21 protein-coding genes and 1 tRNA gene are annotated in these 25,595 nt (G+C 41.8%); 17 read left to right on the top strand and 5 right to left on the bottom strand.

The features are described from left to right. The first annotated feature begins 94 nt into the window (after window positions 1–94). From QL229_RS02595 to QL229_RS02575, 5 genes are all read left to right on the top strand, one after another. Entirely contained in the window at window positions 95–3,271 is a 3,177-nt protein-coding gene (locus tag QL229_RS02595) for an HD domain-containing phosphohydrolase (RefSeq protein WP_138557469.1), read from the top strand. A gap of 90 nt (window positions 3,272–3,361) precedes the next feature. After that, window positions 3,362–3,931: an elongation factor P hydroxylase gene (locus tag QL229_RS02590; RefSeq protein ID WP_281546450.1), complete on the top strand. Its 570-nt coding sequence runs from the start codon at window positions 3,362–3,364 to the stop codon at window positions 3,929–3,931. Continuing rightward, window positions 3,921–5,063, top strand: coding sequence for an ATP-NAD kinase family protein (locus QL229_RS02585; RefSeq protein ID WP_138557471.1), 1,143 nt, complete (start codon window positions 3,921–3,923; stop codon window positions 5,061–5,063). Before QL229_RS02590 ends, QL229_RS02585 begins: the two co-directional genes overlap by 11 nt. A 2-nt stretch (window positions 5,064–5,065) precedes the next feature. Further along, window positions 5,066–5,344, top strand: coding sequence for a YfcL family protein (locus QL229_RS02580; RefSeq protein ID WP_135923947.1), 279 nt, complete (start codon window positions 5,066–5,068; stop codon window positions 5,342–5,344). 149 nt (window positions 5,345–5,493) lie between these two features. Beyond that, a complete protein-coding gene (locus QL229_RS02575; RefSeq protein WP_138557472.1) occupies window positions 5,494–7,053 on the top strand; it encodes an AbgT family transporter in 1,560 nt (519 codons plus the stop codon). A 135-nt stretch (window positions 7,054–7,188) separates the two neighbouring features. On the opposite strand, the gene QL229_RS02570 is transcribed toward QL229_RS02575, so the two are convergent. From QL229_RS02570 to QL229_RS02560, 3 genes are all read right to left on the bottom strand, one after another. Beyond that, the gene (locus QL229_RS02570; protein WP_138557473.1) at window positions 7,189–9,015 is read right to left on the bottom strand and encodes a DEAD/DEAH box helicase; all 1,827 of its coding nucleotides are present in this window, start codon (window positions 9,013–9,015) and stop codon (window positions 7,189–7,191) included. 147 nt (window positions 9,016–9,162) lie between these two features. Further along, complete coding sequence (locus tag QL229_RS02565) at window positions 9,163–9,426, bottom strand: GrxA family glutaredoxin (protein ID WP_054553185.1); 264 nt, start codon at window positions 9,424–9,426, stop codon at window positions 9,163–9,165. 111 nt (window positions 9,427–9,537) lie between these two features. Continuing rightward, window positions 9,538–9,996, bottom strand: coding sequence for a TlpA disulfide reductase family protein (locus tag QL229_RS02560; RefSeq protein WP_281546449.1), 459 nt, complete (start codon window positions 9,994–9,996; stop codon window positions 9,538–9,540). A 329-nt stretch (window positions 9,997–10,325) separates the two neighbouring features. Between QL229_RS02560 and QL229_RS02555 the strand changes: the two genes are divergently transcribed. Then, window positions 10,326–10,772 carry an Hsp20 family protein gene (locus tag QL229_RS02555; protein WP_135923951.1) on the top strand — a complete coding sequence of 149 codons (447 nt, stop codon included), beginning with the start codon at window positions 10,326–10,328 and terminating at the stop codon, window positions 10,770–10,772. A 78-nt stretch (window positions 10,773–10,850) separates the two neighbouring features. Here the strand turns inward: QL229_RS02555 and QL229_RS02550 are convergent, their stop codons facing one another. Next, on the bottom strand, window positions 10,851–12,407 hold the full coding sequence (locus tag QL229_RS02550; protein WP_138557475.1) for a cryptochrome/photolyase family protein: 1,557 nt from the start codon (window positions 12,405–12,407) through the stop codon (window positions 10,851–10,853). 129 nt (window positions 12,408–12,536) lie between these two features. Here QL229_RS02550 and QL229_RS02545 point away from each other — a divergent pair, with 129 nt between their 5' ends. Next, entirely contained in the window at window positions 12,537–13,316 is a 780-nt protein-coding gene (locus QL229_RS02545) for a hypothetical protein (RefSeq protein ID WP_281546448.1), read from the top strand. On the opposite strand, the gene QL229_RS02540 is transcribed toward QL229_RS02545, so the two are convergent. After that, window positions 13,311–13,772 carry a globin gene (locus QL229_RS02540; protein ID WP_135923954.1) on the bottom strand — a complete coding sequence of 154 codons (462 nt, stop codon included), beginning with the start codon at window positions 13,770–13,772 and terminating at the stop codon, window positions 13,311–13,313. The genes QL229_RS02545 and QL229_RS02540 overlap by 6 nt on opposite strands. Before the next feature lie 245 nt (window positions 13,773–14,017). On the opposite strand from QL229_RS02540, the gene QL229_RS02535 reads away from it, so the two are divergent. The 10 genes from QL229_RS02535 (at window position 14,018) to QL229_RS02490 (ending at window position 25,469) form a co-directional block, all read left to right on the top strand. Next, window positions 14,018–14,094 (top strand) — tRNA-Met (locus QL229_RS02535). 295 nt (window positions 14,095–14,389) lie between these two features. Beyond that, the gene (gene rimP, locus QL229_RS02530) at window positions 14,390–14,845 is read left to right on the top strand and encodes a ribosome maturation factor RimP (RefSeq protein WP_062569821.1); all 456 of its coding nucleotides are present in this window, start codon (window positions 14,390–14,392) and stop codon (window positions 14,843–14,845) included. Window positions 14,846–14,883: 38 nt separating this feature from the next. Then, a complete protein-coding gene (gene nusA / locus QL229_RS02525; protein ID WP_135923955.1) occupies window positions 14,884–16,383 on the top strand; it encodes a transcription termination factor NusA in 1,500 nt (499 codons plus the stop codon). 25 nt (window positions 16,384–16,408) lie between these two features. Further along, a complete protein-coding gene (gene infB / locus QL229_RS02520) occupies window positions 16,409–19,066 on the top strand; it encodes a translation initiation factor IF-2 (RefSeq protein ID WP_135923956.1) in 2,658 nt (885 codons plus the stop codon). Window positions 19,067–19,176: 110 nt separating this feature from the next. After that, window positions 19,177–19,581, top strand: coding sequence for a 30S ribosome-binding factor RbfA (gene rbfA / locus QL229_RS02515; protein WP_036969898.1), 405 nt, complete (start codon window positions 19,177–19,179; stop codon window positions 19,579–19,581). Further along, the gene (truB, locus tag QL229_RS02510; protein ID WP_138557812.1) at window positions 19,581–20,525 is read left to right on the top strand and encodes a tRNA pseudouridine(55) synthase TruB; all 945 of its coding nucleotides are present in this window, start codon (window positions 19,581–19,583) and stop codon (window positions 20,523–20,525) included. Before rbfA ends, truB begins: the two co-directional genes overlap by 1 nt. A 108-nt stretch (window positions 20,526–20,633) precedes the next feature. After that, window positions 20,634–20,903: a 30S ribosomal protein S15 gene (rpsO, locus tag QL229_RS02505; protein WP_036969894.1), complete on the top strand. Its 270-nt coding sequence runs from the start codon at window positions 20,634–20,636 to the stop codon at window positions 20,901–20,903. Between the two features lie 243 nt (window positions 20,904–21,146). Next, entirely contained in the window at window positions 21,147–23,276 is a 2,130-nt protein-coding gene (gene pnp, locus QL229_RS02500) for a polyribonucleotide nucleotidyltransferase (RefSeq protein WP_281546447.1), read from the top strand. A gap of 128 nt (window positions 23,277–23,404) precedes the next feature. Next, window positions 23,405–24,283 carry a lipoprotein NlpI gene (nlpI, locus tag QL229_RS02495; RefSeq protein WP_135923959.1) on the top strand — a complete coding sequence of 293 codons (879 nt, stop codon included), beginning with the start codon at window positions 23,405–23,407 and terminating at the stop codon, window positions 24,281–24,283. A gap of 151 nt (window positions 24,284–24,434) precedes the next feature. Next, window positions 24,435–25,469 (top strand): hypothetical protein, encoded by a 1,035-nt coding sequence (locus tag QL229_RS02490; RefSeq protein WP_281546446.1) that lies wholly within the window; start codon window positions 24,435–24,437, stop codon window positions 25,467–25,469. The last annotated feature ends 126 nt before the right edge of the window (window positions 25,470–25,595 follow it).

Here is a 25,595-nt window from a genome sequence, read left to right as displayed (position 1 = left end):
GCAGTGTTTTTGTTTGTAATACAAAGTTATTGGTGTATACATATTATACAAGCTAATATTATTTACGAACAAAGCATTGCAAGGAGATGCATAAGTGCTGGTATCTGCTTTTCAAAAACTCAAACAAAAAATTCGTTTTTCGATTCGTCTTACCGTTGTTGCTGTGTTCGTATTAGCAACCTCACTCACCGCGTTAATTGCCATCAGTTTGCAATATTATTTCAGTGAAAAAATGGCGTTAGAAGCCAGTGTCAAAAACTTTAATTTAGCCACTGGCTCTGTCGCTGATTACCTGACCGGTGTGAACGAAAAATCTGAAAACACTTTAAGTGTGATGGTACAAAACGGTAGTCTTATCAGTGCCAACAATGAAGATAAAAGTGAACTGAGAAATGTCATGAGTGAAATCATGCAGCTCAATCCATTGTTTTATGCTTTATATGTGGGGTATGAAAATGGTGACTTTTACGAATTAATTAATTTAGAAAGTAGTGAAATAGTTCGCCAACAGCTGCAAGCCATCGAAGCTGATCGCTGGGTGGTGATCCATATTACCGATGAAGGGGCAGATCGAGTTCAGCACACTCATTACTTTGACCAGCAATTTAATTTACGCATCTCTCAAACAAAAGGTACCAGCTATGACCCCCGAGAGCGTTTGTGGTTTAAGCAAGCAAACTCTACCCGTGTCAATAAAACCAAACCATACTTCTTTACCCACCTGCAAGCACCAGGGCAAACCTATTCGATAAAGTCAGCAAGCGAAAATAGTGTGTTGGCGTTAGACGTTAGCTTATCGAGCATTTCAGAGTACCTAAGCAAACAGCAAAGTAAAATGAGCAGTCAATATTTAAGTGAGCTGTATATTTATAATAAAGAGGGTGAAATTGTCGCCTCTAACCAACAAAAGCATAGCTTACTTCTGCCAACGCTCGAAAAACTCCCTCTGACTGAGGCCCAGCAAAGTGTCTTGGCAAAGTACCCTTATTTAAGTGTTTCAAACGAAACTAATTGGCCGCCAATGGATTTTAGTGTTGGCGGAAACCCCAAAGGCTATAGCATTGATTACATTAATGGCTTGGCCAATATGCTCGGAATTAAAGTGACCTTTATCAATGGGTTTACTTGGTCTGAGTTTTTGAATCAATTTGCTAAAAAAGAAATAGATGTTATTCAGCCTATTTTTAAAACGCCTGCCAATGAGCCGCTTGGTATTATGAGTCAAACCATGGCAACCCTACCATTTAGTATTATTACTGCACAAGGTACGCCTCCAGTTGTTAGCATGAAGCAGTTGGCGGGTAAGCAGCTTGCAATTGGCGAAGGTTGGTCGGTGATCAAAGTGATCAAAGAGCACTTTCCCGACATCGACATTGTTGAGCTGCCAAGTACAAAAGCGGTACTTGATGCGGTAAGCCAAGGGCGGGTCTTTGCAGGCCTAGATAACGAGGCGGTGTTTAAATACACCCAAAAGCAGTTTTTTATTGATGGAGTTCAATATAATCAGCTTGATAGTTACAGCCATGACCTTTTACCCGATACGCTGCATTTACTGTTTCACCCGGAGGATGCAGCGCTTAAAGATTTAATTGATATGGCAATAGAGCAACTGCCAGATTCGTATATCGCAGCACTTGAGCGTAAATGGTTAGGAAGCGACCCCAATCAGCAACCACAAGTGATTGGCACCGTGCCTTACCCTGAATTTTTAACCTTAATTAAAGATAAAACAAACTTTGCCCATTTACGTTTGATGACTCTTAATGGGGTTGAAAAGTACGTATATATCACCCCGCTTTCTGAGATGGGCGATAATAGCGATTTCCTAGCGATAGTGGTGCCCAAAGAAGGTGTATTAAGCTCTACTCGCGAGAAAATTAAGCTGTCAATTTTAATCACTGCGGCATGCTTAATTATGGTTTTACCCGTGTCTTGGTTTTTTGCCTCACCTATCGTTGCACCAATTAAGACCTTAGAGGGCGAAAACTTAAAGATTAAACGGCGTCAATTTGACCAAGTTTCTACGCTAAAAAGCAGTATTAAAGAAATTAACAACCTATCTCGCTCTATGGTGCAAATGAGTCAATCGATTCAGCAACATGAGCAAAAGCAAAAGGCCTTAATGGAGTCATTTATTGAGCTTATCGCACAGGCTATCGATGATAAGTCTCCCTATACAGCAGGGCACTGCGAACGGGTACCAGAGCTTGGCATTATGCTAGCCAAAGCAGCTTCAAGCTCAAATGAACATGCTTTTAAAGAGTTTGCGTTTAAAAATAAAGACGAGCTAAGAGAATTTAGTCTCGCAGCGTGGCTACATGACTGCGGTAAAATTACCACGCCAGAACATATCGTAGATAAAGGCACTAAGTTAGAAACAATATACAACCGTATACACGAAGTGCGTACACGCTTTGAAGTACTTTGGCGAGATGCAGAAATCGCTTATCTAAAAGCATTGCAAGCCACACCCGAAAAGCAGCCAGAGCTTGAGGCTGAACTTATTAAACGCCAAGCAGAGCTGCGGAGTGATTTTTCGTTTATCGCTACCTGTAATGTCGGGGGCGAGTTTATGGATGAAGCTAGCCTTGAGCGTTTAGAAGCGCTCAGCACTATTACTTGGCAGCGCTATTTTGACGATAAAATAGGCCTTTCACCAGTGGAAGAGCTGCGAGTTCATAGCAATGATGAGCAACTCCCTGTAACTGAAAAGCTACTTTCAGATAAGCCTGAGCATTTGATTGCCCACGATAAACCAATTCACTATGATGAACGGTTAGGGATAAAAGTAGATATTCCAGAGTATAAATATAACTTAGGAGAGTTATATAACTTACAGGTTCAGCGCGGTACTTTAACAAGTGAAGACCGATTTAAAATTAATGAGCACATTATTAGCACTATACGTATGCTCGATAATGTGCCGTTTCCTGAAGAATTAGCCCGTGTGCCACGTTATGCCTCGACTCACCACGAAACTTTAAAAGGCACGGGGTATCCGCGTAAGTTGTCTGCGGGTGATTTATCGATACCTGAACGCGTGTTGGTGCTTGCTGATATATTTGAAGCATTGACCGCAGCCGACAGACCCTACAAAAAAGCCAAACCGCTGAGTGTTGCCATTGATATTTTAGCCAAGATGGTGGGCGATCAGCATGTTGATGAAGATGTATTCAAATTGTTCTTAACGTCAGGTATTTACCTTGAGTATGCAAAGCGCTATTTAAACCCAGAGCAAATTGATGATGTTGATATCGCAAAATACCTGTAACTGAGGGCGGTTGCTTTTACTTTAGGCTGAAAAGTCCGTACAATTCGCCTCGTTTTTAGTGACGCTTTTAACGAGACGAATTCAAGCCGTATGCATCAGATTGCTGACTTAATCACTATTTTTGAAAACACCTTTTATCAAAGTCATAATACACGTTTGATAAAAGGTGATGATGAACCTATTTACCTGCCTGCTGATGAGCAAACGCCTTATCATCAAATTGTATTTGCCCACGGTTTTTATGCCAGCGCCTTACATGAGATTGCCCATTGGCTGGTGGCAGGAGAGGCGCGCCGGTTAAAAGAAGATTATGGCTATTGGTATTGCCCAGATGGCCGTGATAAACACCAGCAAGCTGAATTTGAAGCGGTTGAAGTAAAACCGCAAGCCATTGAGTGGGCGCTCAGTACAGCAGCGGGTTTCGATTTTAATGTATCGGTTGATAATCTTAATGGCGAGCAAACCTGCCGGTTTGACTTTCAAGCGCGGGTTCATCAGCAAGTATTGGATCTATTAGCATCTGGCTTTAATCAGCGCACAGAGGCGTTACTTAAAGCATTGAGCGATTTTTATAACACCCCATGGCCATTATCCGCTGCACAGTTTACGTGGCAGCGCGATTTTCATCGCAACCCAGGAGTTTTAGCTGATGCAGTTTAAATTAGGTTTGATTGTAAATCCGGTTGCCGGCTTAGGCGGCAGTGTCGCACTCAAGGGCAGTGATGGGGCAGATACCGCAGCAAAGGCAATGCAACTTGGCGCAGAGCCAAAAGCAAACTTACGCACCCGAGCGGCACTTGAGGTTCTGCTTGCACATCAAGATAAGTTAACCATTTACACTGTAAACGGTGAAATGGGTGAGCAAACGGCAAGCCAGCTTGGTTTTAATACTCAGGCCATTTACCAAACCAATGAAATCACTACTCCTGATGACACAGAGCAGGCAGCCAAGCTATTGGTCGAGCAAGGTGTCGATCTTATTTTATTTGCTGGTGGTGACGGCACTGCTCGCAACATTTGTCACGCAGTTGGTGATAGCACACCTGTGTTGGGTATTCCTGCTGGCTGTAAAATACACTCTGGTGTTTATGCGATTACTCCAAAGGCAGCAGGTCGCGTTGTCGAAATGCTAGTAAAAGGTGAGCTTGTAAGCCTTGGTGATGCCGATGTGATGGATATCGACGAAGAAGCATTTCGCGAAGGCACGGTAAAAGCTAAGCGCTATGGTGAAATGCAAGTACCTAGTGAAGTGCGTTATGTGCAAGCAGTTAAAAATGGCGGCAAAGAAACGGATGAATTAGTCCTTGCTGATATTGCGGCTTATGTTGTTAGTGAAATGGATGAAGACTGTTTATATGTGATGGGCAGTGGTTCAACCGTGGCTGCAATAATGGAAGAAATGGGCCTTGAAAATACCTTGTTAGGTGTTGATTTAGTGGCTGATCAAGAGCTCGTTGCACAGGATTTAACGGCTCAGCAATTACTTGAGCTTACCGAAGGTAAAGCGACTAAATTAGTGATTACCTTAATTGGTGGCCAAGGCCATATATTCGGCAGAGGAAATCAGCAATTAAGCCCTGCACTTATTCGTGCTATTGGTCGTGACAATATTATTGTAGTGGCGACTAAAACTAAATTACAGGCCTTAAATGGCCGACCGCTGATTGCCGATACCGGCGATAGTGAGTTAGACGATGAATTAAGTGGTTATATACGCGTAACCACCGGTTTTAATGACCATATTATGTATGCAGTGGGTCATCAAGATGGGCTGCACCCAGAGGAGAAGTAACAATGAGTTTAGTAAGTTATATTGATGCAGCGCAGCAATATTTTGATGATTTAGTTGATAAAGCGACTGACGACGAACTGTTTGCGGGTGGCTATTTACGTGGTCACTTTGACTTAGCGGTAGGTTATGCACAAGTAGAAGAATTAAACTTGTCAATTGAGGAACTTAACAATCAAGTAGAATCAAGCTTAGTTAAAGCTTACCGCAATGGTGAGCTAAACGAAGAAGATAAAGAGCTTGTTGTGCGTCTGTGGGATGAAGTTAAAGCGCTAGCAGCTTAACTTAGTATCTAAACTAAATTTATAAAGCGACCTGTGTCGCTTTTTTTACAGCTAGACCTTAGCATTATCAGTAAAGCTATTAACTTAAAATTTACCTTATTACTTAGATACGTTAAGGTTAACGAGAATTTTTTCTAGGGAATTTGAAAATGAATAACAATAATGATGTGCAAGCACAAAGCGGTGCGATAGCACGTTTTCTAAATACGATTGAAAGGGTGGGTAATAAACTGCCCGATCCGGCGATTATCTTCTTAGTCGCTATGCTATTAATTTGGTTTTTATCTTGGCTCTTTTCGGGCACCACATTTGACGCTATAGACCCACGCACAGGCAAAGCCATCGTTGTAAATAACTTACTTGCGGGTGATTCATTAGCCACCTTCTTATCGTCGATGGTGAAAACATTTACCAGCTTCGCCCCGCTTGGTGTGGTACTCGTTGCTATGTTAGGTGTCGGGGTTGCTGAGCATTCAGGCTTCATCAACACTGGCCTCAAATTAATGTTAAAAGTAACGCCAAAACAGCTTTTAACGCCTTCTATTATTTTAGTGGCGATTGTCAGCCATACCGCCACTGATGCTGGTTATGTATTAGTTATCCCATTGGCTGGGGTTATTTTCTATGCGATGGGTCGTCACCCGCTTGCCGGTATTGCTGCAGCGTTTGCTGGGGTAAGTGGTGGCTTTAGCGCAAACTTTATTCCATCAGGCATTGACCCGTTACTACAAAGCTTTACCCAAAGTGCGGCGCAAATTATTAATCCTGATATGGCAATAAACCCGCTTAACAACTGGTTTTTTACCTCGGCTTCGAGCCTATTTATTATCTTATTAGGCTGGTATATCACAGATAAAATCATCGAGCCGCGCTTACAAAACACGCCACTTGATGGTGACACACAAGATTTACCTGCCTTTGATGAAGCACGCAGTGATGAAAAACGAGCGTTTTATATTGCAAGCACAGTGATGATTGCAGGCCTTGCTTTACTTTGGTTTGTTTCGGCCCCAGCCGATTCAGCAATGCGAAGCAGCGATGGCTCATTAACTAACTTCCGCTCACCGTTAATGCAATCAATTGTACCGCTTATTTTCTTGCTGTTTTGGATCCCAGGTGCCGTCTACGGTTTTGCCGTGGGTACCTTCAAAAGTTCTAAAGATATGATAGATGCCATGAGTAAAGCCATGAGCGGTATGGCTTACTATATTGTTATGGCGTTCTTCTGTGCGTTATTTATTGCTGCATTTAGTAAATCAAACCTAGGTGCATTACTTGCAATTGAAGGTGCAGAGCTACTTAAAGCAATGGCTCTGCCAAGCTCAGTCACTGTGGTAGGTATTATCTTCTTAACGGCGTTTGTGAACCTATTTGTTGGCTCAAGCTCAGCAAAATGGGCGCTGTTAGGGCCAATCTTTGTTCCAATGCTGATGCAACTGGGCATTTCACCTGATTTAACGCAAGCTGCGTATCGTGTAGGTGACTCAAGCTCGAATATCATAACGCCACTGATGCCATACTTCCCACTGGTTGTAGTGTACTGTCAGAAGTATGTTAAAGGCACAGGTATCGGCACATTAATCGCGATGATGTTACCGTATTCAATCGCCTTCTTAATCGGTTGGAGTATCTTCTTACTTGCGTACTGGGGCTTAGGTATCCCACTAGGTCTACAATCAAGCTACGCATACCCAGCCATCGGTTCATAATGATTAAGTTGTAAAGCCTCAGCAATCCAGCTTGAGGCTTTAAAAACTGCGGTCTGGTAGCTGACAGCTTTACTACAGACACAAAAAAACCTTGTCACTCGCATGACAAGGTTTTTTTATTGCTTACAGCTTACATTAGTTAGCTGTAAAGCTCACTGGACGACGCTCTTTACGAGGGCCACCACGTTTTTCGCCACGGTCTTTGAAGTTACGCTTTTTATCACCACGGTCACCACTTGGGCGTTCTGTGCGAGGAGCTGCAGGACCTTGGTCTTGCGTTAGCGTCATATTCATAGGACGTTTACAGATAAATACCTTTTGGAAGTGATCAAGCACATCTTTTGGCATGTTCTGTGGTAACTGTACTGTGCTGTGGCTGTCGTGTAAGCGAATATCACCAATAAACTTGCTTGAGATATCAGCTTCGTTAGCAATCGCACCAACAATGTTTTTAACTTGTACACCGTGCTCGCGACCTACTTCGATACGGTAAGTATCCATAGGACCCATGCTGCGGCTATTGCGCTCACGCGGCTCGCGCGGTTCACGAGGTTTACGCTCGCGTGCAGAACGCTCACCACCACGATCACCACGTTCGTTGCGACGACGGTCGCCACGTTCGCTGCGTTCGCCACGCGGTTGAACTTTAACTTCTTCAACCTTGATTGGTGATTGTTGCTGCGCTAAACAAAGTAACGCACCTGCTAAGTCTTCAGTACTTAACTCAAGTTTTTCAGCCATGTTAGCAGCTACTTGATTAAAGAACGTAATGTCTTTGTTTTCAAGCGCAATTGTTAACTTGTCTTGAAGTGCTTTAATACGCTTTTCTTCAACGACTTTTGCAGTTGGCAAATCAACTTGTGCGATCTCTGATTTCGTATGACGAATGATATTTTTAAGTAAATAACGTTCGTTGTGTTTTACGAAAAGAATCGCTTTACCTGTACGACCTGCACGACCTGTACGGCCGATACGGTGAACGTAGGCTTCTGAGTCTTGCGGGATATCGTAGTTGATAACTAAGCTTAAACGGTCTACATCAAGACCACGTGCAGCAACGTCTGTTGCAATAACGATATCAACTAGGCCGTTTTTCAAACGGTCTACTGTACGTTCACGTGCTTGTTGGTTCATGTCACCATTAAGTGGTGCCGCAGAGAAACCTTCGCGCTCAAGTAATTCAGCTAACTGTACCGTGTCGTTACGCGTACGTACGAAAACAATTGCACCATCGTATTCCTCAGCTTCTAAGAAGCGAACGATTGCTTTGTTTTTATGTACATGTGCATTCCAAAATACTTGCTCAACTGTTGATACAGTTGAGTTACGAGCAGAAATATGAACTTGCTCAGGCTCATTCATGTACTTGCTGCTAATATTTTGGATTTGCTTAGGCATGGTCGCAGAGAAAAGACATGTTTGCTTTTCACGTGGCGTTTTCTCCATGATGCTTTCTACATCATCAATGAAGCCCATGCGTAACATTTCGTCTGCTTCATCAAGAACAAGGGCTTGTAAGCTCTCAAACTTGATAGTGCCACGGTTAATGTGGTCAATTAAGCGGCCCGGAGTTGCAACAATAATTTGCGCGCCACGACGAAGTGCACTTAGTTGGATGCTGTAGCTTTGGCCACCATATAGGGCTAAAACTTCCACACCACGAGTATGCTTAGCATATTGTTCGAATGCCTCAGCTACTTGGATCGCAAGTTCACGCGTAGGCGTTAAAACAAGGATCTGTGGCTGCTTCACAGACGGGTCAATATTATTTAGTAACGGCAGTGCAAATGCTGCTGTTTTACCTGTACCCGTTTGCGCTAGTCCCAGTACGTCCTTTCTTTCTAGCAATAACGGTATACATTGAGCTTGGATTTCAGATGGAGTCTTGTAACCCAACTCTTCAACTGCTTTAAGGATTGCAGGAGAAAGATTTAGAGATTCAAACGTGACTGGTTCTGACATTAATACGCCTCAACGAATTTAAAGAGGCGCGCATTGTATAGGAAATACAAGGCAATTGCTTGTATAAATTACAACTAATTTGTATGTGGTTGATGTTGGTCATAATTTAATCAATTTAAATTTGCAAAAATCAACCACGTTTACAATTTATTGATATAACCCTAAATTTTCTTTAGCGTATGCTTCGAACTCAGTGAAGCCACCAATGTGGGCTTGGTCAATAAAAATCTGTGGTACGGTTGGGCAAGGTTTGCCAGCAGACTGCTCTAAATCTGCTTTGCTGATCCCTTCTTTGATGATATCGATATAGCGGTATTTAAAATCATCACGCTCATTAGCTAGTTTTTCAGCAACGTCTTTTGCACGTACACAGTATGGGCAGCCTTCACGGCCAAAAATTACAGTTAACATATCGCTCTCCTCGATGGTTTATCTGGTTATCATCTTAACGAATTAAATGAATAAAAACAGTGCATAAAATCGATTGTACTGTTCTATTTTTTCTCAGCAAATGTGATTGAGCTAATCAAGTGTGCGTATTCTGAGGCCAAGCTCTGTTGAGTAACCCATAGAATGCGCAGTGATAGCCAGCTGCTCATCAATAACATAATAAGTTGGGTAGGCACTGATTTTATAATCTTGGCCTGTACTTTTACTACCAAGTAACACAGGCATGGTTAATTCGAGTGAATCAGTAAACTGTCTTACTTCAGTAATATTCTCATAATCGAGGGCAATCGCTATCGCATTTAACTTACCTTGCTGATAGGCAGTTTCTAAATTTGGCATACTGTAGCGGCAAATTGAGCACCATGGCGCAAAGAAATACACCACTGTTTGCTTTCCTTGCAATTGCGCAATGGTCATCCGCTCTGTCGGGTCTTTTAACGTGGCCAAATTAAAATAGGGGGCAGGGGTTTTATCAGTTGAGAGTAAATTTCGCTGCTGAAATGTGGTCACGGCATACACAATGACTGCCATTAACACGACATTTTTTAGCACACTTAAAAATTTTTTTAAAAAAGTTGGATTTTTTTTCATTGTTATTTTGTACGTGGTTAGCCCTTTAAAATCAACTTATTCAGACCAGTTTGAGAGAACTTAACTTTCATTTAATTTAAAAAAATTGCAATTTTTTTTGCTAAAAATCTTGAAAAGAATTTACCCGCCCATAAATAGTTTAGTGAGGACGCCTGATGGGTCCAAAACAAACTAAAGTAATTGAAATATATAATATTAATTTAACTTTGTTAGCGCTGGTTCAATAGAAGAGCACTAACAAAATATCGCTTAAATATGAGGATATAATTATGCGTACAGTAGACTTATCACCACTTTATCGTTCATTCATCGGCTTCGATCATTTAGCATCATTAATGGATGCGGCAGCTCGTACAGACAAGCAGCCAAGTTTTCCTCCGTATAACATCGAAGCACTCGATAAAGACAAATATCGTATCACTATGGCTGTAGCTGGTTTTAGTGAAAGTGAATTGACCATCGAGTCAGAAAACAACACATTAAAAGTCAGTGGCACAAAAGCTGACAAAGAAGACAATGCAGAGCGTAAGTTCATTCATCAAGGCATTGCTGAGCGTAACTTTGAACGTAAGTTCCAATTAGGCGACCACGTTAAAGTATTAGGCGCTGACCTTGAAAACGGCTTACTAAGTATCGATTTACAACGTGAAATTCCAGAAGCGCTGAAACCACGTAAAATCGAAATTGGTAATGGTAAATTACTCGAGAATAAGTAATTTTATACTTATCAACAAAGCATTGTTTCCCTAGTTATTTGTTAGTAATAAGCCGCCTCAATTGAGGCGGCTTTTTTATTACAGCTTTTCTAAATTATTTAAACACCAGTTGGCTCGCTCAAGCGTCGCTTGCTGAAGAGCTTCATCTTGTTTATACCAGTTTTTATAGATCATACCGATCCGTGGGTTTTGCGATAACTGTTCCTCATGCTCTAACATAAAGTGCCAATATAAACTGTTAAATGGGCACGCATCGTCAGTGGTTTTCTCTTTTACTTTGTAGCTGCAGTGCTTGCAGTAATCACTCATTTTATTAATGTAATTGCCACTAGCAGCATAGGGTTTAGTGGCAATTAACCCACCATCAGCAAACTGACTCATTCCCCGAGTATTGGGCATTTCAACCCATTCAATAGCATCGATGTAAATACCTAGATACCATGCATCAACTTCAGTTGGCTCGATTGCGGTCAATAAGCAAAAATTCCCAGTGACCATTAAGCGTTGTATGTGATGGGCATAAGCTGTTTCAAGGCTTTGTTTGATGGCATGCTGCATACAATTCATGTTTGTTTTACCATGCCAAAAATACTCTGGCAGGGAACGCTGTGCATTTAAGTGATTTTTTTCACTGTATTGAGGCATATTCTGCCAGTAAATCCCTCTTACATACTCGCGCCAGCCGAGGATTTGTCTAATGAATCCTTCAACTTGCGCAATATCTATATCATCAGTATGTTGCTCGTAGGTGTCTAACACTTGTTTAATGACTTGCATCGGATGCAGCATCTTGGTGTTAAGAGCAAATGACAAGCGGCTATGATACAAAGACCATTGATGCTGTGAATTGCAGGTCATTGCGTCTTGAAATTGGCCAAAATGGGGCAGCAGGTTTTCACAAAAAAAGCGCAGCAGTTGTTTGGCATCATTACGTGTAGTTGGCCACAGCAAAGTTTTTCCGCATTCGCCAAATGTATTTACTTTATGTTTTTCGATACGTTTTAAGATGTGGCTCACGTCATGGCTAAAACATAATGGAGCTGGGATTTTATCAAGGTCGTTTTGTTTTAACTTATTTCTGTTTTGCTGGTCAAAATTCCATTGCCCACCGCAAGGTTGATTATCGTCGTCTATGAGAACATTAAAGCGCTTTCGCATTGCACGATAGAAAAATTCCATTTTGACGTGTTTATCTTTTTTAAAGTGCGTACTTATATCTTCAAACTGCAGGAGAAAGTGCTCTGTATCGTAGCCTTTGACGTCTAAATCACTTTGCTCAGCAAATTCTGACATTTGTTTTTTTAGTCTGAACTCATCAGGGTATTGATATTCAATAGTGCTGCACTGATAGTGTTTGGCCAGTCGGGTCAATAATTCACACAAGGTGCTGTCATCTTTTGTATCATCAAGCGTAAGGTGTAGGCAATTTAACCCGACTTTATCAAGCGCCTTAGCAAAGTTTTCCATGGCTGCGAAGAATGCTGCTACCTTTTGGATATGGTGCTTCACATAGTTTGTTTCTTGTTTTAATTCGGCAACAACATATAGTATATGTTGTTGATCTTGCTCTTTGTACCAGCTGTGGTTGGCGTTTAGCTGGTCGCCAAAAATAAATCGGATGGTAGAAAATTGCACGCTGTGTAGACCCAGTCTGAGGTAAATTATGCTTTACGACGAAAACCTGAATATCGATCTATTATAGAATATGAATAGCTATTAGGGTGTTACCATTTTATTGATGTACACCACTACGGAAGGTGAAATATGAACAATAATGTCATTCAATTAGTAATTGTCATCACAGGGGTGTTGGCAAGTTCAATTGCAAATGCGGCCATTTACAAGTGCGAGCATGATGGTACTGTTGAGTTTAGTCAGCAACCATGTGGTTTTGATGCAAAGCTGATAGTTATCGAAGACCATCAGCTTCAAACTAACCCTAACTCAGTACCTAAACCTGTCGCACTTGCTAAGCAAAATGATGAGCTTGATAGATATATTCGTTTGAAACAAATCGCTGTGAAAAAGGCTGAGCATTTCGATAAGATAGATACCTATACCGCGCGATTAAATAGTGAAATAGCTGCATTGAATAATCAGGCAGATGAGTACTTTCGCTCTTCATTTGGAGCAAAAAAGGCAGCCGCAGTTGCTGAACAAATGACTGCTGTTTCAGAGCGTTATAATTTATTAATCGATAATGAACAACGTAATATTGATAGATTAAATGCAGAGCAAGCTAGCTTAGAGTCAACGCTATCAAAGACTGAAAACACCGAGATTTATAGCTATATTCGCAGTGAACAGATCAAGCGAAAAATGACTGAACACAAGAACAAGATAGACAGCTATTACGATGAATTGAATCAACAGATAGCCAAATTACAACAGCAAGCTGATAAACAGGCAATTAATCTTAGTAATGTGAATAAAGATTATGCGTTGTCCGCCAAAATGAGTGCAGTAACTAAAAAGTACAATACTCTAATTGCAGTAGAACAACGCCAATTAGACAGATTGAGTAATGAGCTGGTTAAATTATGAGGTTCGTCTTACTGCGAAATTATCTTGCAGTGGTATGACATTGCTGTATGAAAACAAATAGCACTTAACGATATTTGCAAAAAGGCGAGTTGCTAACTGCCACGCATCTTTAAGTTGTTCACTCATAGGTTCTTGCATTGATTCAACGGTTTTCATAAAAGCATTCGTTAAATTATCTATATCTTGACTTGTTACGTTTAAAAAACTGAGGTTGTTGGCTAAGTATTCTATGAAAGGTGTTACTTGTTTCAAATCATCTAAGTGCATGACAACTTTATTCAAAGCACAAAAAAGCAGATAACTACGTCTATTAATACTTTCTTGACTGGGCAGGGTCATGTGTAAACTATGCTTATTGGCCAGTGTGTGAAACTGTAAAGTAAATTGATGGAAATTAGGTTTTAAATGTTTAATGTTTTGCTGTAAAAGCCTTTTTTGTGCAGTGGATAAACTCATCGCAGCTCACTTATATAGTCTTGGCTATAGGTTGTTCTTATTATATGACTTAATATAGACCAGATTTAATAAAACAATAAATTTTATGACAATGCTGTCATAAAATTTTTAGGTAAAAAATAGTCTAACTAATTCATGCTGGAAGGTTGCTAATTGAGCGCTACATGCTTATAATGGCCGCCATTGAATTGAGGTGTTAATACTCGATTAGAAGATATTAAGTAATTTACTTTAATATCGATTGGCGCGGGATGGAGCAGCCTGGTAGCTCGTCGGGCTCATAACCCGAAGGTCGTCGGTTCAAATCCGGCTCCCGCAACCAACTACATACTAAGGCATTTTAAATGCGCTTAGTGTGCTCAGTAATTAATTTACTGTATGAAGTCGCGCATTCTGGGTAATGCGCGTTTTGCGTTTAGGCTATCTAGTTTAATTTAGTCAGATATTTGACTCGCAACCAAGCTTGGCCCTAGGCCACACAGTTTTATGCTTTAGGTGTGACGCCCCGCTTGGTTCGGGGCGTTGTTGTATCTGGTCTAGCATGATGTGTTTTAATCATCATTAAACTCAGTATTTCAGGGCTTTATGCCCTTTTTTTGTTTGTATGGAGGATTTTCGTGACAAAACTTGAGCAAGATTTAGTAACCATGCTCTCACCAGCCGTAGAAATGTTAGGCTTTGAGTTACATGGTCTTGAGTTTGTGCAAGCTGGTCGCCACTCTACATTACGTGTTTATATCGATCACGATGCAGGGATTACGGTTGACAATTGTGCCGACGTAAGTCGTCAAGTTAGCGCAATTTTGGATGTCGAAGATCCAATTACAAATGAATATGATTTGGAAGTGTCGTCTCCTGGTGTTGATCGTCCATTATTCAAACAAGATCATTACGAGAAGGCGCAAGGAGAAGAAGTACGCGTGCGTACTAAGCTTCCACAAGATGGTCGTCGTAACTTTAAAGGCGACTTAGTATCAGTTAGCAGTGATATGATCACACTTTCGGCAGATGGCACTGAGCATATGATTATGCTTAGTAATATCGAACGTGCGAACATCATCGCAAAGTTTTAATTCGAGTGCGAAGGAATAGGGCAAGCGAGGCATAACCCATGGCAAAAGAAATATTATTGGTTGCTGAAGCCGTCTCCAATGAGAAAGCGGTTCCAAAAGAAAAGATTTTTGAAGCGTTAGAGTTCGCATTAGCGACTGCTACAAAGAAAAAACACGATGGCGAAATTGATGTTCGCGTAGCAATTGATCGTAAAACAGGTAATTACGATACATTCCGTCGTTGGAAAATTGCAGAAGTTCTTGAAGATGGTTCATTAGAACATCCTTACAGCGAAATCACATTAGAAGCAGCACAAGTTGAAGACCCGTCTTTACAACTTGGTGATTACGTTGAAGAGCAAATCGAATCAATTAAATTTGACCGTATTACAACGCAAATGGCGAAGCAAGTTATCGTACAAAAAGTACGTGAAGCTGAGCGCGCACTTGTTGTTGAAGAATATAAAGATCAACAAGGTGAATTAGTAACAGGTGTTGTAAAAAAAGCAACACGTGACGCTATTATCCTTGACCTAGGTAACAATGCTGAAGCGGTTATTTACCGTGACGACATGCTACCGCGTGAAAACTTCCGTCCGGGTGACCGTATTCGTGGTTTACTTTACGAAGTAAAACCAGAAGCACGTGGAGCACAATTGTTCGTAACACGTTCTAAGCCTGAGATGCTAATGGAGTTATTCCGCATTGAGGTGCCAGAGATTGGCGAAGAAATGATTGAATTACGTGCCGCGGCGCGTGATCCTGGTTCTCGTGCAAAGATCGCTGTTAAATCAAACGACAAACGTATTGACCCTGTGGGTGCGTGTGTTGGTATGCGTGGTGCACGTGTACAAGCTGTTTCTACAGAGCTTGGCGGTGAGCGTGTTGATATCGTTCTTTACGATGACAACCCAGCTCAATTCGTTATTAATGCGATGGCACCAGCAGAAGTTGCGTCAATCGTAATGGACGAAGACACGCATTCAATGGATATCGCTGTAGAAGCAGATAACCTAGCGCAAGCAATCGGTCGTAACGGTCAGAACGTACGTCTTGCTAGCCAATTAACTGGCTGGGAATTAAACGTAATGACAGTTGATGAAATGCGTGAAAAGAATGAAGCTGAGTCTGATAAACTAATCAATTTATTCACTGAGTACCTAGATATTGATGATGAGTTTGCAACATTACTTATCAACGAAGGTTTCTCAACACTTGAAGAAGTTGCTTACGTTCCAGCATCAGAATTCTTAGAAATCGACGGTTTAGATGAAGAAACAGTTGATATCTTACGTTCACGTGCAAAAGACGCGTTAACAACAAAAGCGCTTAAGACAGAAGAAAGCCTTGAAGGTGCAGAGCCTGCAGAGGACTTACTTGCACTTGAAGGTCTTGAGCGTCACCTTGCATTTGTTATGGCAAGTAAAGGTGTAGTAACACTAGAAGATTTAGCAGAGCAAGGCATTGATGAGTTAGTGGATATCACTGAACTTTCAGAAGAAGAAGCTGGCAAGCTAATTATGGCTGCGCGTAACATTTGTTGGTTCGCAGAAGAGTAATTTATTAACGGAGGTATTACACACTATGGCAGAAGTAAATGTTGAAAAACTAGCCGGAGATATTGGTACAACTGTTGATAAACTACTACAGCAGCTTGAGCAAGCCGGTATTTCTAAAAAAGCAGGTGATATGGTAACTGAGTCTGAAAAGTCGACGTTACTTGACCACTTGAGCAAGCAGCATGGCGGTACGGGTTCTGAAGGCCCAGCCCGCATGACTTTGCAACGTAAAAGCAAAAGCACGCTTAGCGTGACTGGCTCAACAGGTAAAGCAAAGTCTGTCCAAGTTGAAGTACGTAAAACTCGTACTTATGTTAAGAAAAGCGCCATTGAGCAACAGCAAGAAGAAGAGCGTTTAGCTGCAGAAGAAGCTGCCCGTAAGGCAGCAGAGCTTAAAGCCCAGCAAGAAGCTGAGGAGCTTAAAGCGAAACAAGAGGCAGAACGTAAAGCGAAAGAAGAAGCTGACCGTAAAGCCAAAGAAGAGGCTAAACGCAAAGCTGAAGCTGAGCGTAAAGCGAAACAGAAGCAGATGACCCCAGAGCAAAGTGCTAAGTCTGAAAAAGATCGCGCCGAAGCTGAGCGTCTGCAAAAAGAAGCAGAAGAGGCCGCATTGAGAAAAGCTGAAGAAGAAGCGAAACGTCAAGCAGAAGAGGCAAGAAAGCTAGCTGAAGAAAATGAAGCTCGCTGGAAAAAGGAAGAAGAAGAGCGTAAGCAGCGTGAAGAAAACGCTGATCACCACCTTACAACTTCAACTTACGCACGTGAAGCAGAAGATGAGTCTGATGCACGTGAAGAGCAAAGCGCTCGTCGTAAGAAAAAGAAAAAAGGACCTCAAAAAGAGAAAATGCCTGTTGGTCCTAAAGGCAAAAAAGGCAAGCTTAAAGCACCAACGTCTTTACAACATGGTTTCCAAAAACCAACGGCTGACGTGAAAAACGAAGTTCGTATCAGTGAAACAATCACTGTTGCAGAGCTTGCATCACGTATGGCGGTTAAAGGTGCTGAAGTTGTTAAAACAATGATGAAGATGGGTGACATGGTTACCATCAACCAAGTGATCGACCAAGAAACAGCACAACTAGTTGCTGAAGAAATGGGCCACAAGGTTATCATCGTTAAAGAAAACGAATTAGAAGAGAAAGTACTAAGCGACCGTAGCGAAGAAGGTAAAGCCATTCCTCGTGCACCGGTTGTGACAGTAATGGGTCACGTTGACCACGGTAAAACGTCAACACTTGATTACATTCGTTCAGCAAAAGTTGCTTCTGGCGAAGCCGGTGGTATTACTCAGCACATTGGTGCATACCACGTTGAAACAAATGGTCACATGATCACATTCTTAGATACTCCGGGCCACGCCGCGTTTACATCAATGCGTGCTCGTGGTGCGAAAGCAACAGATATCGTTATTCTAGTTGTTGCTGCGGATGATGGTGTAATGCCACAAACTAAAGAAGCGGTTCAGCACGCCCGTGCAGCAGGCGTTCCTTTAATCATCGCAGTTAACAAGATGGATAAAGAAGGTATCGACCCAGATCGCGTTAAGAACGAGTTAGCTCAGTTAGACGTTATCCCTGAAGAGTGGGGCGGTGATACGCAATTTGTACACATCTCTGCAAAAACTGGTTTAGGTATCGATGACTTACTTGAAGCTGTATTAATGCAAGCTGAGATCTTAGAACTTACTGCACCAGCAGAAGGCATGGCGGCAGGTGTTGTAATTGAGTCACGTCTTGATAAAGGCCGTGGTCCAGTTGCGTCAATCCTAGTTCAGTCTGGTACGCTTAACCAAGGTGATATCGTACTTTGTGGTCTTGAATATGGCCGTGTACGTGCGATGAAAGATGAGAACGGTAAAGACATCAAGTCTGCAGGTCCATCTATCCCAGTTGAGATTTTAGGTCTATCTGGTATCCCTGCTGCGGGTGATGAAGCTACTGTTGTTAAAGATGAGCGCAAAGCGCGTGAAGTAGCACTTTATCGTCAAGGTAAATTCCGTGAAGTGAAGCTTGCTCGTCAACAAAAAGCGAAGCTTGAAAACATGTTTACTAACATGACGGAAGGCGATGTTTCAGAAGTTAACATCGTACTTAAAGCTGACGTACAAGGTTCGATTGAAGCGATTGCTGATTCACTAACTAAGCTTTCTACTGATGAAGTTAAAGTGAAGATTGTTGGTTCAGGTGTAGGTGGTATCACTGAAACTGATGCAACGCTTGCTGCGGCATCTAACGCAATCGTTGTTGGCTTTAACGTACGTGCTGATGCTTCAGCTCGTAAAGTGATTGAGTCAGAAAACCTAGACTTACGTTACTACAGCGTAATCTACAGCCTGATTGAAGAAGTTAAACAAGCGATGTCAGGTATGCTTGCTCCAGAATTTAAGCAAGAGATCATTGGTCTTGCTGAAGTTCGTGACGTGTTCAAGTCACCTAAGATTGGTGCAATCGCAGGTTGTATGGTTACTGAAGGTATCGTTAAGCGTAGCGCGCCTATCCGTGTACTTCGTGATAACGTGGTTATCTATGAAGGTGAACTTGAGTCACTACGTCGCTTTAAAGATGACGTACAAGAAGTACGTAACGGTATGGAATGTGGTATCGGCGTTAAGAACTACAACGATGTTAAAGTTGGCGACCAAATCGAGGTATTCGAGACGGTTGAAGTACAACGTTCACTTTAATTTCGTTTAAGTCACTATTTTAAATGGGGGCCTAGCCCCCATTTGTGTATTCGTAATTAAATTAACTTATTGTTTAACATCAATAAGTTATTATTTTAGAGTGAAATGAAATGAGAGAATTTTCTCGCACTGATCGTGTTGCTCAGCAAATTCAAAAAGAGATTGCTGTTATTCTTCAACGCGAAATCAAAGATCCACGCTTAGGCATGGTGACAGTGTCTGCGGTTGAGGTATCTCGCGACTTATCTTATGCAAAAGTATTTATCACAGTGTTTAATACTGATGATGAAGATAAAGCCAAGCAAAGCGCTAAAATCTTAAATGAAGCAACGGGTTATATTCGTTCTTTATTAGGTAAACGCATTCGTGCGCGCATCATGCCTGAGTTACGATTTGTAATCGACAACTCGCTAATGGAAGGTATGCGTATTTCAAACTTGGTTGACTCAGTTATTCGTGAAGATAATGCCAAGCATGTAAACGAAGATGATAGCGAAGAAGGCACTAAAGACTAATGGCTAGACGCAGTAAAGGTCGTGCTATTGACGGCATTTTATTACTTAATAAGCCGCAAGGTATTTCATCAAACAAAGCATTGCAGCAGGCAAAGGGTATTTTCTTTGCACAAAAAGCAGGCCATACCGGTGCGCTTGATCCGCTCGCGACGGGTATGCTGCCAATTTGTTTTGGTGAAGCGACTAAGTTTACCCAGTTTTTGCTTGATACAGACAAAACTTATGTTGTACGCGCAAAACTTGGCGAGCGAACTACCACCTCTGATTCAGATGGTGAAATCGTTGAGACGCGTGAAGTATCAGTTACGCGTGAGCAATTAGCTGAGCAAATTGCCAGTTTTATAGGTGAGTCGGATCAATATCCTTCAATGTATTCAGCGCTTAAATACCAAGGTCAGCCTTTGTATAAATATGCGCGAGAGGGCATTGAAGTGCCGCGCAAGTGTCGAAAAATTAATGTATTTAGTTTAAAGCTTGATGAGTTTGACGAAGCGAACAACGAAGTACAAATGACGGCGCATGTGTCTAAAGGTACCTATATTCGTACAATTGTTGACGACTTAGGTGAAAAGCTAGGTTGTGGTGCGCATGTTATCATGTTACATCGCAGTGCTGTGGGCCATTATCCTAGTGAGAAAATGGTCACTCTTGAGCAACTTGAAGAAAAGCTACAACAAGCAAAAGCAGATGATTTGGCACCTTCAAGCTACCTAGATGAGCTACTTTTGCCAATGGATACCGCACTGGTTGATTTACCTGTGATTGAAATTACACAAGAGCAGGGCGTGGCGTTCAGCCATGGTCAAACAGTGGTAATTGGTAAACCTGTGCCTGATGGCGTGGTAAAAGTTATGGCTGATGGCGTGTTTATTGGCACTGGTGAGCGTCATAAAGATGGGCACCTAAAATCAAAGCGCGGTTTATCAAATCAATTGCCTGAGTAAAGATTACCTTGTAGTTATTACTAAAGCTGGTAGAATACGCCCGCTCAATCGTTTTGGCTGAATTAGTGATCGGCTAAAACACAATTTAAATTAATTTTTGGAGTTACTATGTCACTAAGCAATCAAGAAAAAGTTGAAATCATCGCTAAATTTGCACGCGCTGAAGGCGACACTGGTTCACCTGAAGTACAAGTTGCACTTCTAACTTTCGATATCAACAAGCTTCAAGGTCACTTTGCTGATCACAAGCACGACTTCCACTCACGTCGTGGTCTTTTACGCAAAGTAAGCCAACGCCGTAAACTGCTTGATTACCTTAAAGGTAAAGACATTGCACGTTACACTGCGTTAATCCAAGAGCTTGGCCTACGTCGCTAAGAACTAGATTACGAGAAAAGGGGCTATATAGCCCCTTTTTTTGTGCGCTTATGAAAGGTATACTAGCGCACATCTTAGTAGGCAAATCTGCTAAGTGATTGAAAAAACATCATTGCCAATTGTAGTACTTAATTAATTTTTCTTAAGTTTAATTAAGTACTGTAATTGGTACTTTGATGGACTATTTTTTACCAATTCGGAGCACTGCTCTGAGTTGCTTTTACATTTAAAGGACATTTTTAAGTGCAAGCAATTATTAAAGAATTTCAACTAGGTCAACACACTGTGACTCTAGAAACAGGTGCTATCGCTCGTCAAGCTGACGGCGCAGTACTAGCAAGCATTGGCGACACTTCAGTATTAGTTACTGTTGTTGGTAAGCGTGATGCACAACCAGGTCAAGACTTCTTCCCACTAACAGTTAACTATCAAGAGCGTATGTACGCTGCGGGTCGTATCCCTGGTGGTTTCCTTAAGCGTGAAGGTCGTCCAAACGATGGCGAAACACTTATCGCTCGTCTAATCGACCGTCCGATTCGTCCACTTTTCCCAGACGGTTTCGTAAACGAAGTACAAGTAATCGCGACTGTTGTTTCTGTTAACCCAGAAATCCAACCTGACATGGTTGCTATGATTGGTACTTCAGCAGCACTTGCTATCTCTGGTATTCCATTTAATGGTCCTATCGGTGCAGCACGTGTTGGTTTCATCAACGGTGAATACGTACTTAACCCAACACTCGCTGAGCTTGAAGAAAGCCAATTAGACCTAGTTGTTGCAGGTACTGATAACGCAGTACTTATGGTTGAATCAGAAGCTGAAACACTATCTGAAGACGTCATGTTAGGTGCGGTTGTTTATGGTCATGAGCAATCTCAAGCTATCATCAACGCAATCAACGAGTTCAAAGCAGAAGCTGGTAAACCAGCTTGGGATTGGACTGCACCAGAGAAAAACGTAACTCTTGCTGAGAAAATCTCTGCAACCGCTGCTGAAAAAGTAGGTGAAGCTTACCGCATCACTGACAAAGTAGCGCGTAAAGAAGCACTTGGTGTTGCGAAAGAAGAAGTTGTTGCTAAATTAACAGCGGAACTTGCTGAAGGCGAAGAGCTAGATACACAAGAAGTTGGCAAACTATTCGGTTCTTTAGAAAAAGAAATCGTTCGTGGTCGTATCATCGCTGGTGAAAAGCGTATCGATGGTCGTGAACCAGACATGGTTCGTGCACTGGACGTGATGACGGGTGTTTTACCACGTACTCACGGTTCTGCAATCTTCACTCGTGGTGAGACGCAAGCACTTGTGACTGCAACACTTGGTACTGAGCGTGATTCACAGTTAATCGACGACTTAACTGGTACTAACAAGCATCACTTCATGCTTCACTATAACTTCCCTCCGTTCTGCGTAGGTGAAACAGGTTTTGTAGGTTCTCCTAAGCGTCGTGAAATCGGTCACGGTAACCTAGCTAAGCGTGGTATTGCTGCGGTATTACCAACATTAGCTGACTTCCCATATTCAATCCGTGTTGTTTCAGAAATCACTGAATCAAACGGTTCATCGTCTATGGCATCAGTATGTGGTACATCACTAGCACTTATGAACGCTGGTGTACCAATCAAAGCATCTGTTGCTGGTATTGCGATGGGTCTAGTTAAAGAAGGCGACGATTTCGTTGTTCTTTCTGACATCTTAGGTGATGAAGATCACTTAGGTGATATGGACTTTAAAGTAGCGGGTACTTCAAACGGTATCACAGCACTACAAATGGATATCAAGATCGAAGGTATCACTAAAGAAATCATGCAAATCGCGCTTAAACAAGCGAAAGCTGCACGTTTACACATCTTAGGTGTTATGGACGAAGCGATTTCTGCTCCTTCTGAAGAGTTATCTCAGTTCGCACCACGCATCTACACAATGCAAATCCCTGCGAAGAAAATCGCTGAAGTTATCGGTAAAGGTGGCGCAACTATCCGTCAACTTACTGAAGAAACTGGCACAACGATTGAAATCGAAGATGACGGTACAATCAAGATCGCTGCAACTGATGGCATGAGTGCAAACGAAGCTATTAAGCGTATTGAGCAATTAACTGCTGAACTAGAAGTAGGTGCAATCTACACTGGTAAAGTTGTACGTATCGTTGATTTTGGTGCGTTCGTTAATATCCTTCCGGGTAAAGACGGTCTAGTGCACATTTCACAAATCAGCACTGAGCGTGTTAACAACGTAACTGACCACCTAAGCGAAGGCCAAGAAGTTAAAGTTAAAGTTCTTGAAGTAGATCGCCAAGGTCGTGTACGTTTAAGCATCAAAGAAGCAATGGAACCAGCTGCTGAAGAAAAAGCTGAAGAGCCAAAAGACGCTTAATGATGATTGAGTAGCCAGTTATTTGCTGGTTATAAGAAAAAGGGGCTGTTTAGCCCCTTTTTTTATGCTTTAATGAAACCTATTAGCTTCGATTTTGTCTACAGAAAATTCAGGTATTAAGGAATTTAATGATTTTTAAACACTTAGCATTGACCGCAGTGGCTATTTTTTCTTTAAGTGCGTGTCAAACAACCTCACAACCTGAGTCAGTTCCGATTGTTAATGTTCCATTTACTGCGCCGCTACTGCCTGATTTCCGCAATGAAATTACGATTGCGCGCTACTCTGAACTTTTAAATCGTGCAGATTTGAGTGCAGAACAACAAGCCAAACTTTATTATGACCGCGGTGTATTATTTGACAGCTTAGGCATGTCGACACTGGCACGTATCGATTTTAACCGTGCGATTAAGCTTAAACCTGATTTAGCTGAGGTGTATAACTTTTTAGGTATTCACCACACACTCATGCAACAGTATGAACAAGCTTATGAGTTTTTTGATTCAGCACTAGAATTAAATGAGCAGCATGAATATGCTTATTTAAACAGAGGGATTGCGCTCTACTATGCTGATCGCCCGTTACTTGCTCAAGATGATTTGCAACAGTTTTTAAATCGCTCACCAAGCGACCCATACCGTGTACTTTGGCTTTACTTAGCTCAATCAGAAGCCGATAAAGCACAGGCCTTAATTGACTTAAAAGCAAATGCACAAGGTGTTGACGAGTCTCAATGGGGTTACCAGTTACTTGCACTGTATCTAGGCGATGTCAGTGAGTTTGAATTCTTGTCTGGTATCATCGAAGGGGTTACCTCTGAACAAGAGTATGCACACCGCTTATGTGAAGCCTATTTTTACCTCGCTAAGATGCATCAAGCGGCAGGTGATAATTACTTGGCTGCTGATTACTTTAGACTTGCCCTTGCCACCAATGTGCATGAGTTTGTTGAATATAAATACGCTCGCTTAGAACTTGAGTTAATGGCTGGTGAAGACGCGAGCTAGTGTTTATTTGCTGGTTATTACTTTACTGAGCTTGGGCTGTGTTTCAAGCTCAGTATCATTGTTTTCTCCAAGTTACGTTTTTTACGCTCAGAAGAGACCTTCCCAAGCCGTTGCTATTTATCACCTAGCGCCTAATGCCCTCAACACGCAATTGGACACACTTTCAACCCTGCAATTACGAAGGCTCGCTGAACTTAAAAATATTAATGCAACCTATCAACTTGCCATGCGATTTTTACAAAAGGGTGATTACTCTGCTGCGCAATTATGGTGGCAAACTCGGTTTGATAGCTTCAGTCGTTTACAGCAACAACGCTTAGCTGATCATCTGGCAGCGGATCAACAATGGCAGGCTATTTCTATGCTGTGGCGTAGCGGCCAATTACCAAATGGTAATGCCAAACAATCTTGGTATTTACGACAAAGCATGGCAACAGCAAATATAAGTCCTCAATATGCAGAACAACATCAATTTGTGTTATCGCTAAATGATTTGAAAGCACAGCCACAGTGCCATTTTAATGTGCTGATGATGACTGATCACGCTGATGGAATTGCTACGCTGAAGTTGTTTAAGCAACGTTACGAGTCAAAGCCAGAACCTTCGCTCAACAGTTTTTGTTTTAGCGAAGTTGTTTATGTCGCAGACCAATTTCAATGTAACAGCAGTGATAATGTGCTGCAGTGTGATTGGTATCAGGCAGAAGATTACACGTGGCCCGCTGGATTTGATTTTATTATTATGATGTCTGAACAGGGCAGTGCTAACGTGCGTGGCGGAATAATGCATATTAATTCAACACAGCCTTATGCTGTGTTTTTACATGAGTTGATGCATTTTAATGGCTTTGAAGATGAATACACATTGCCAACTCAAAAGCAGCAGTGGCTATGTCAGCAGCAGGGTCATGTTGCACCAAATTTATTTATAGCGCGTCAGCTTAAACCTCCAGTAGGCTGGCAAAAGAGTATCGCTTGTAATAATAATTTGGCCTATAAGCCAAGCCCTGATTGGTCAATTATGCAGTATCAGTTAATGGGGCTGTCTGAACAGTATCGACAACTTTGGCAAAAGCAAATTAACCAGCCCTTAACAAAGCCTGTTCGATTTTTAGATTACTTTGCTTTTTTGGGCTTAAAACCTTCAATTACAATGGCTTCAACTAAACATAGTTTTTCTGACTAATCGTCAATTTATTGCTATTTTAGTATGCAAAGTGGTTAAAACTTGTGCGAATAGGTGTGGCTGCTATAGACAAAATAGCCCCTGAACAGTATAACTATACGCATTGTAAGCTTTTTTTGAAGCCAA

This window comes from Pseudoalteromonas sp. PAR1, assembly GCF_947311895.1.
Classification (GTDB): Bacteria; Pseudomonadota; Gammaproteobacteria; order Enterobacterales; family Alteromonadaceae; genus Pseudoalteromonas; species Pseudoalteromonas lipolytica_C.
This window is presented reverse-complemented; position numbering and strand designations above follow the sequence as displayed.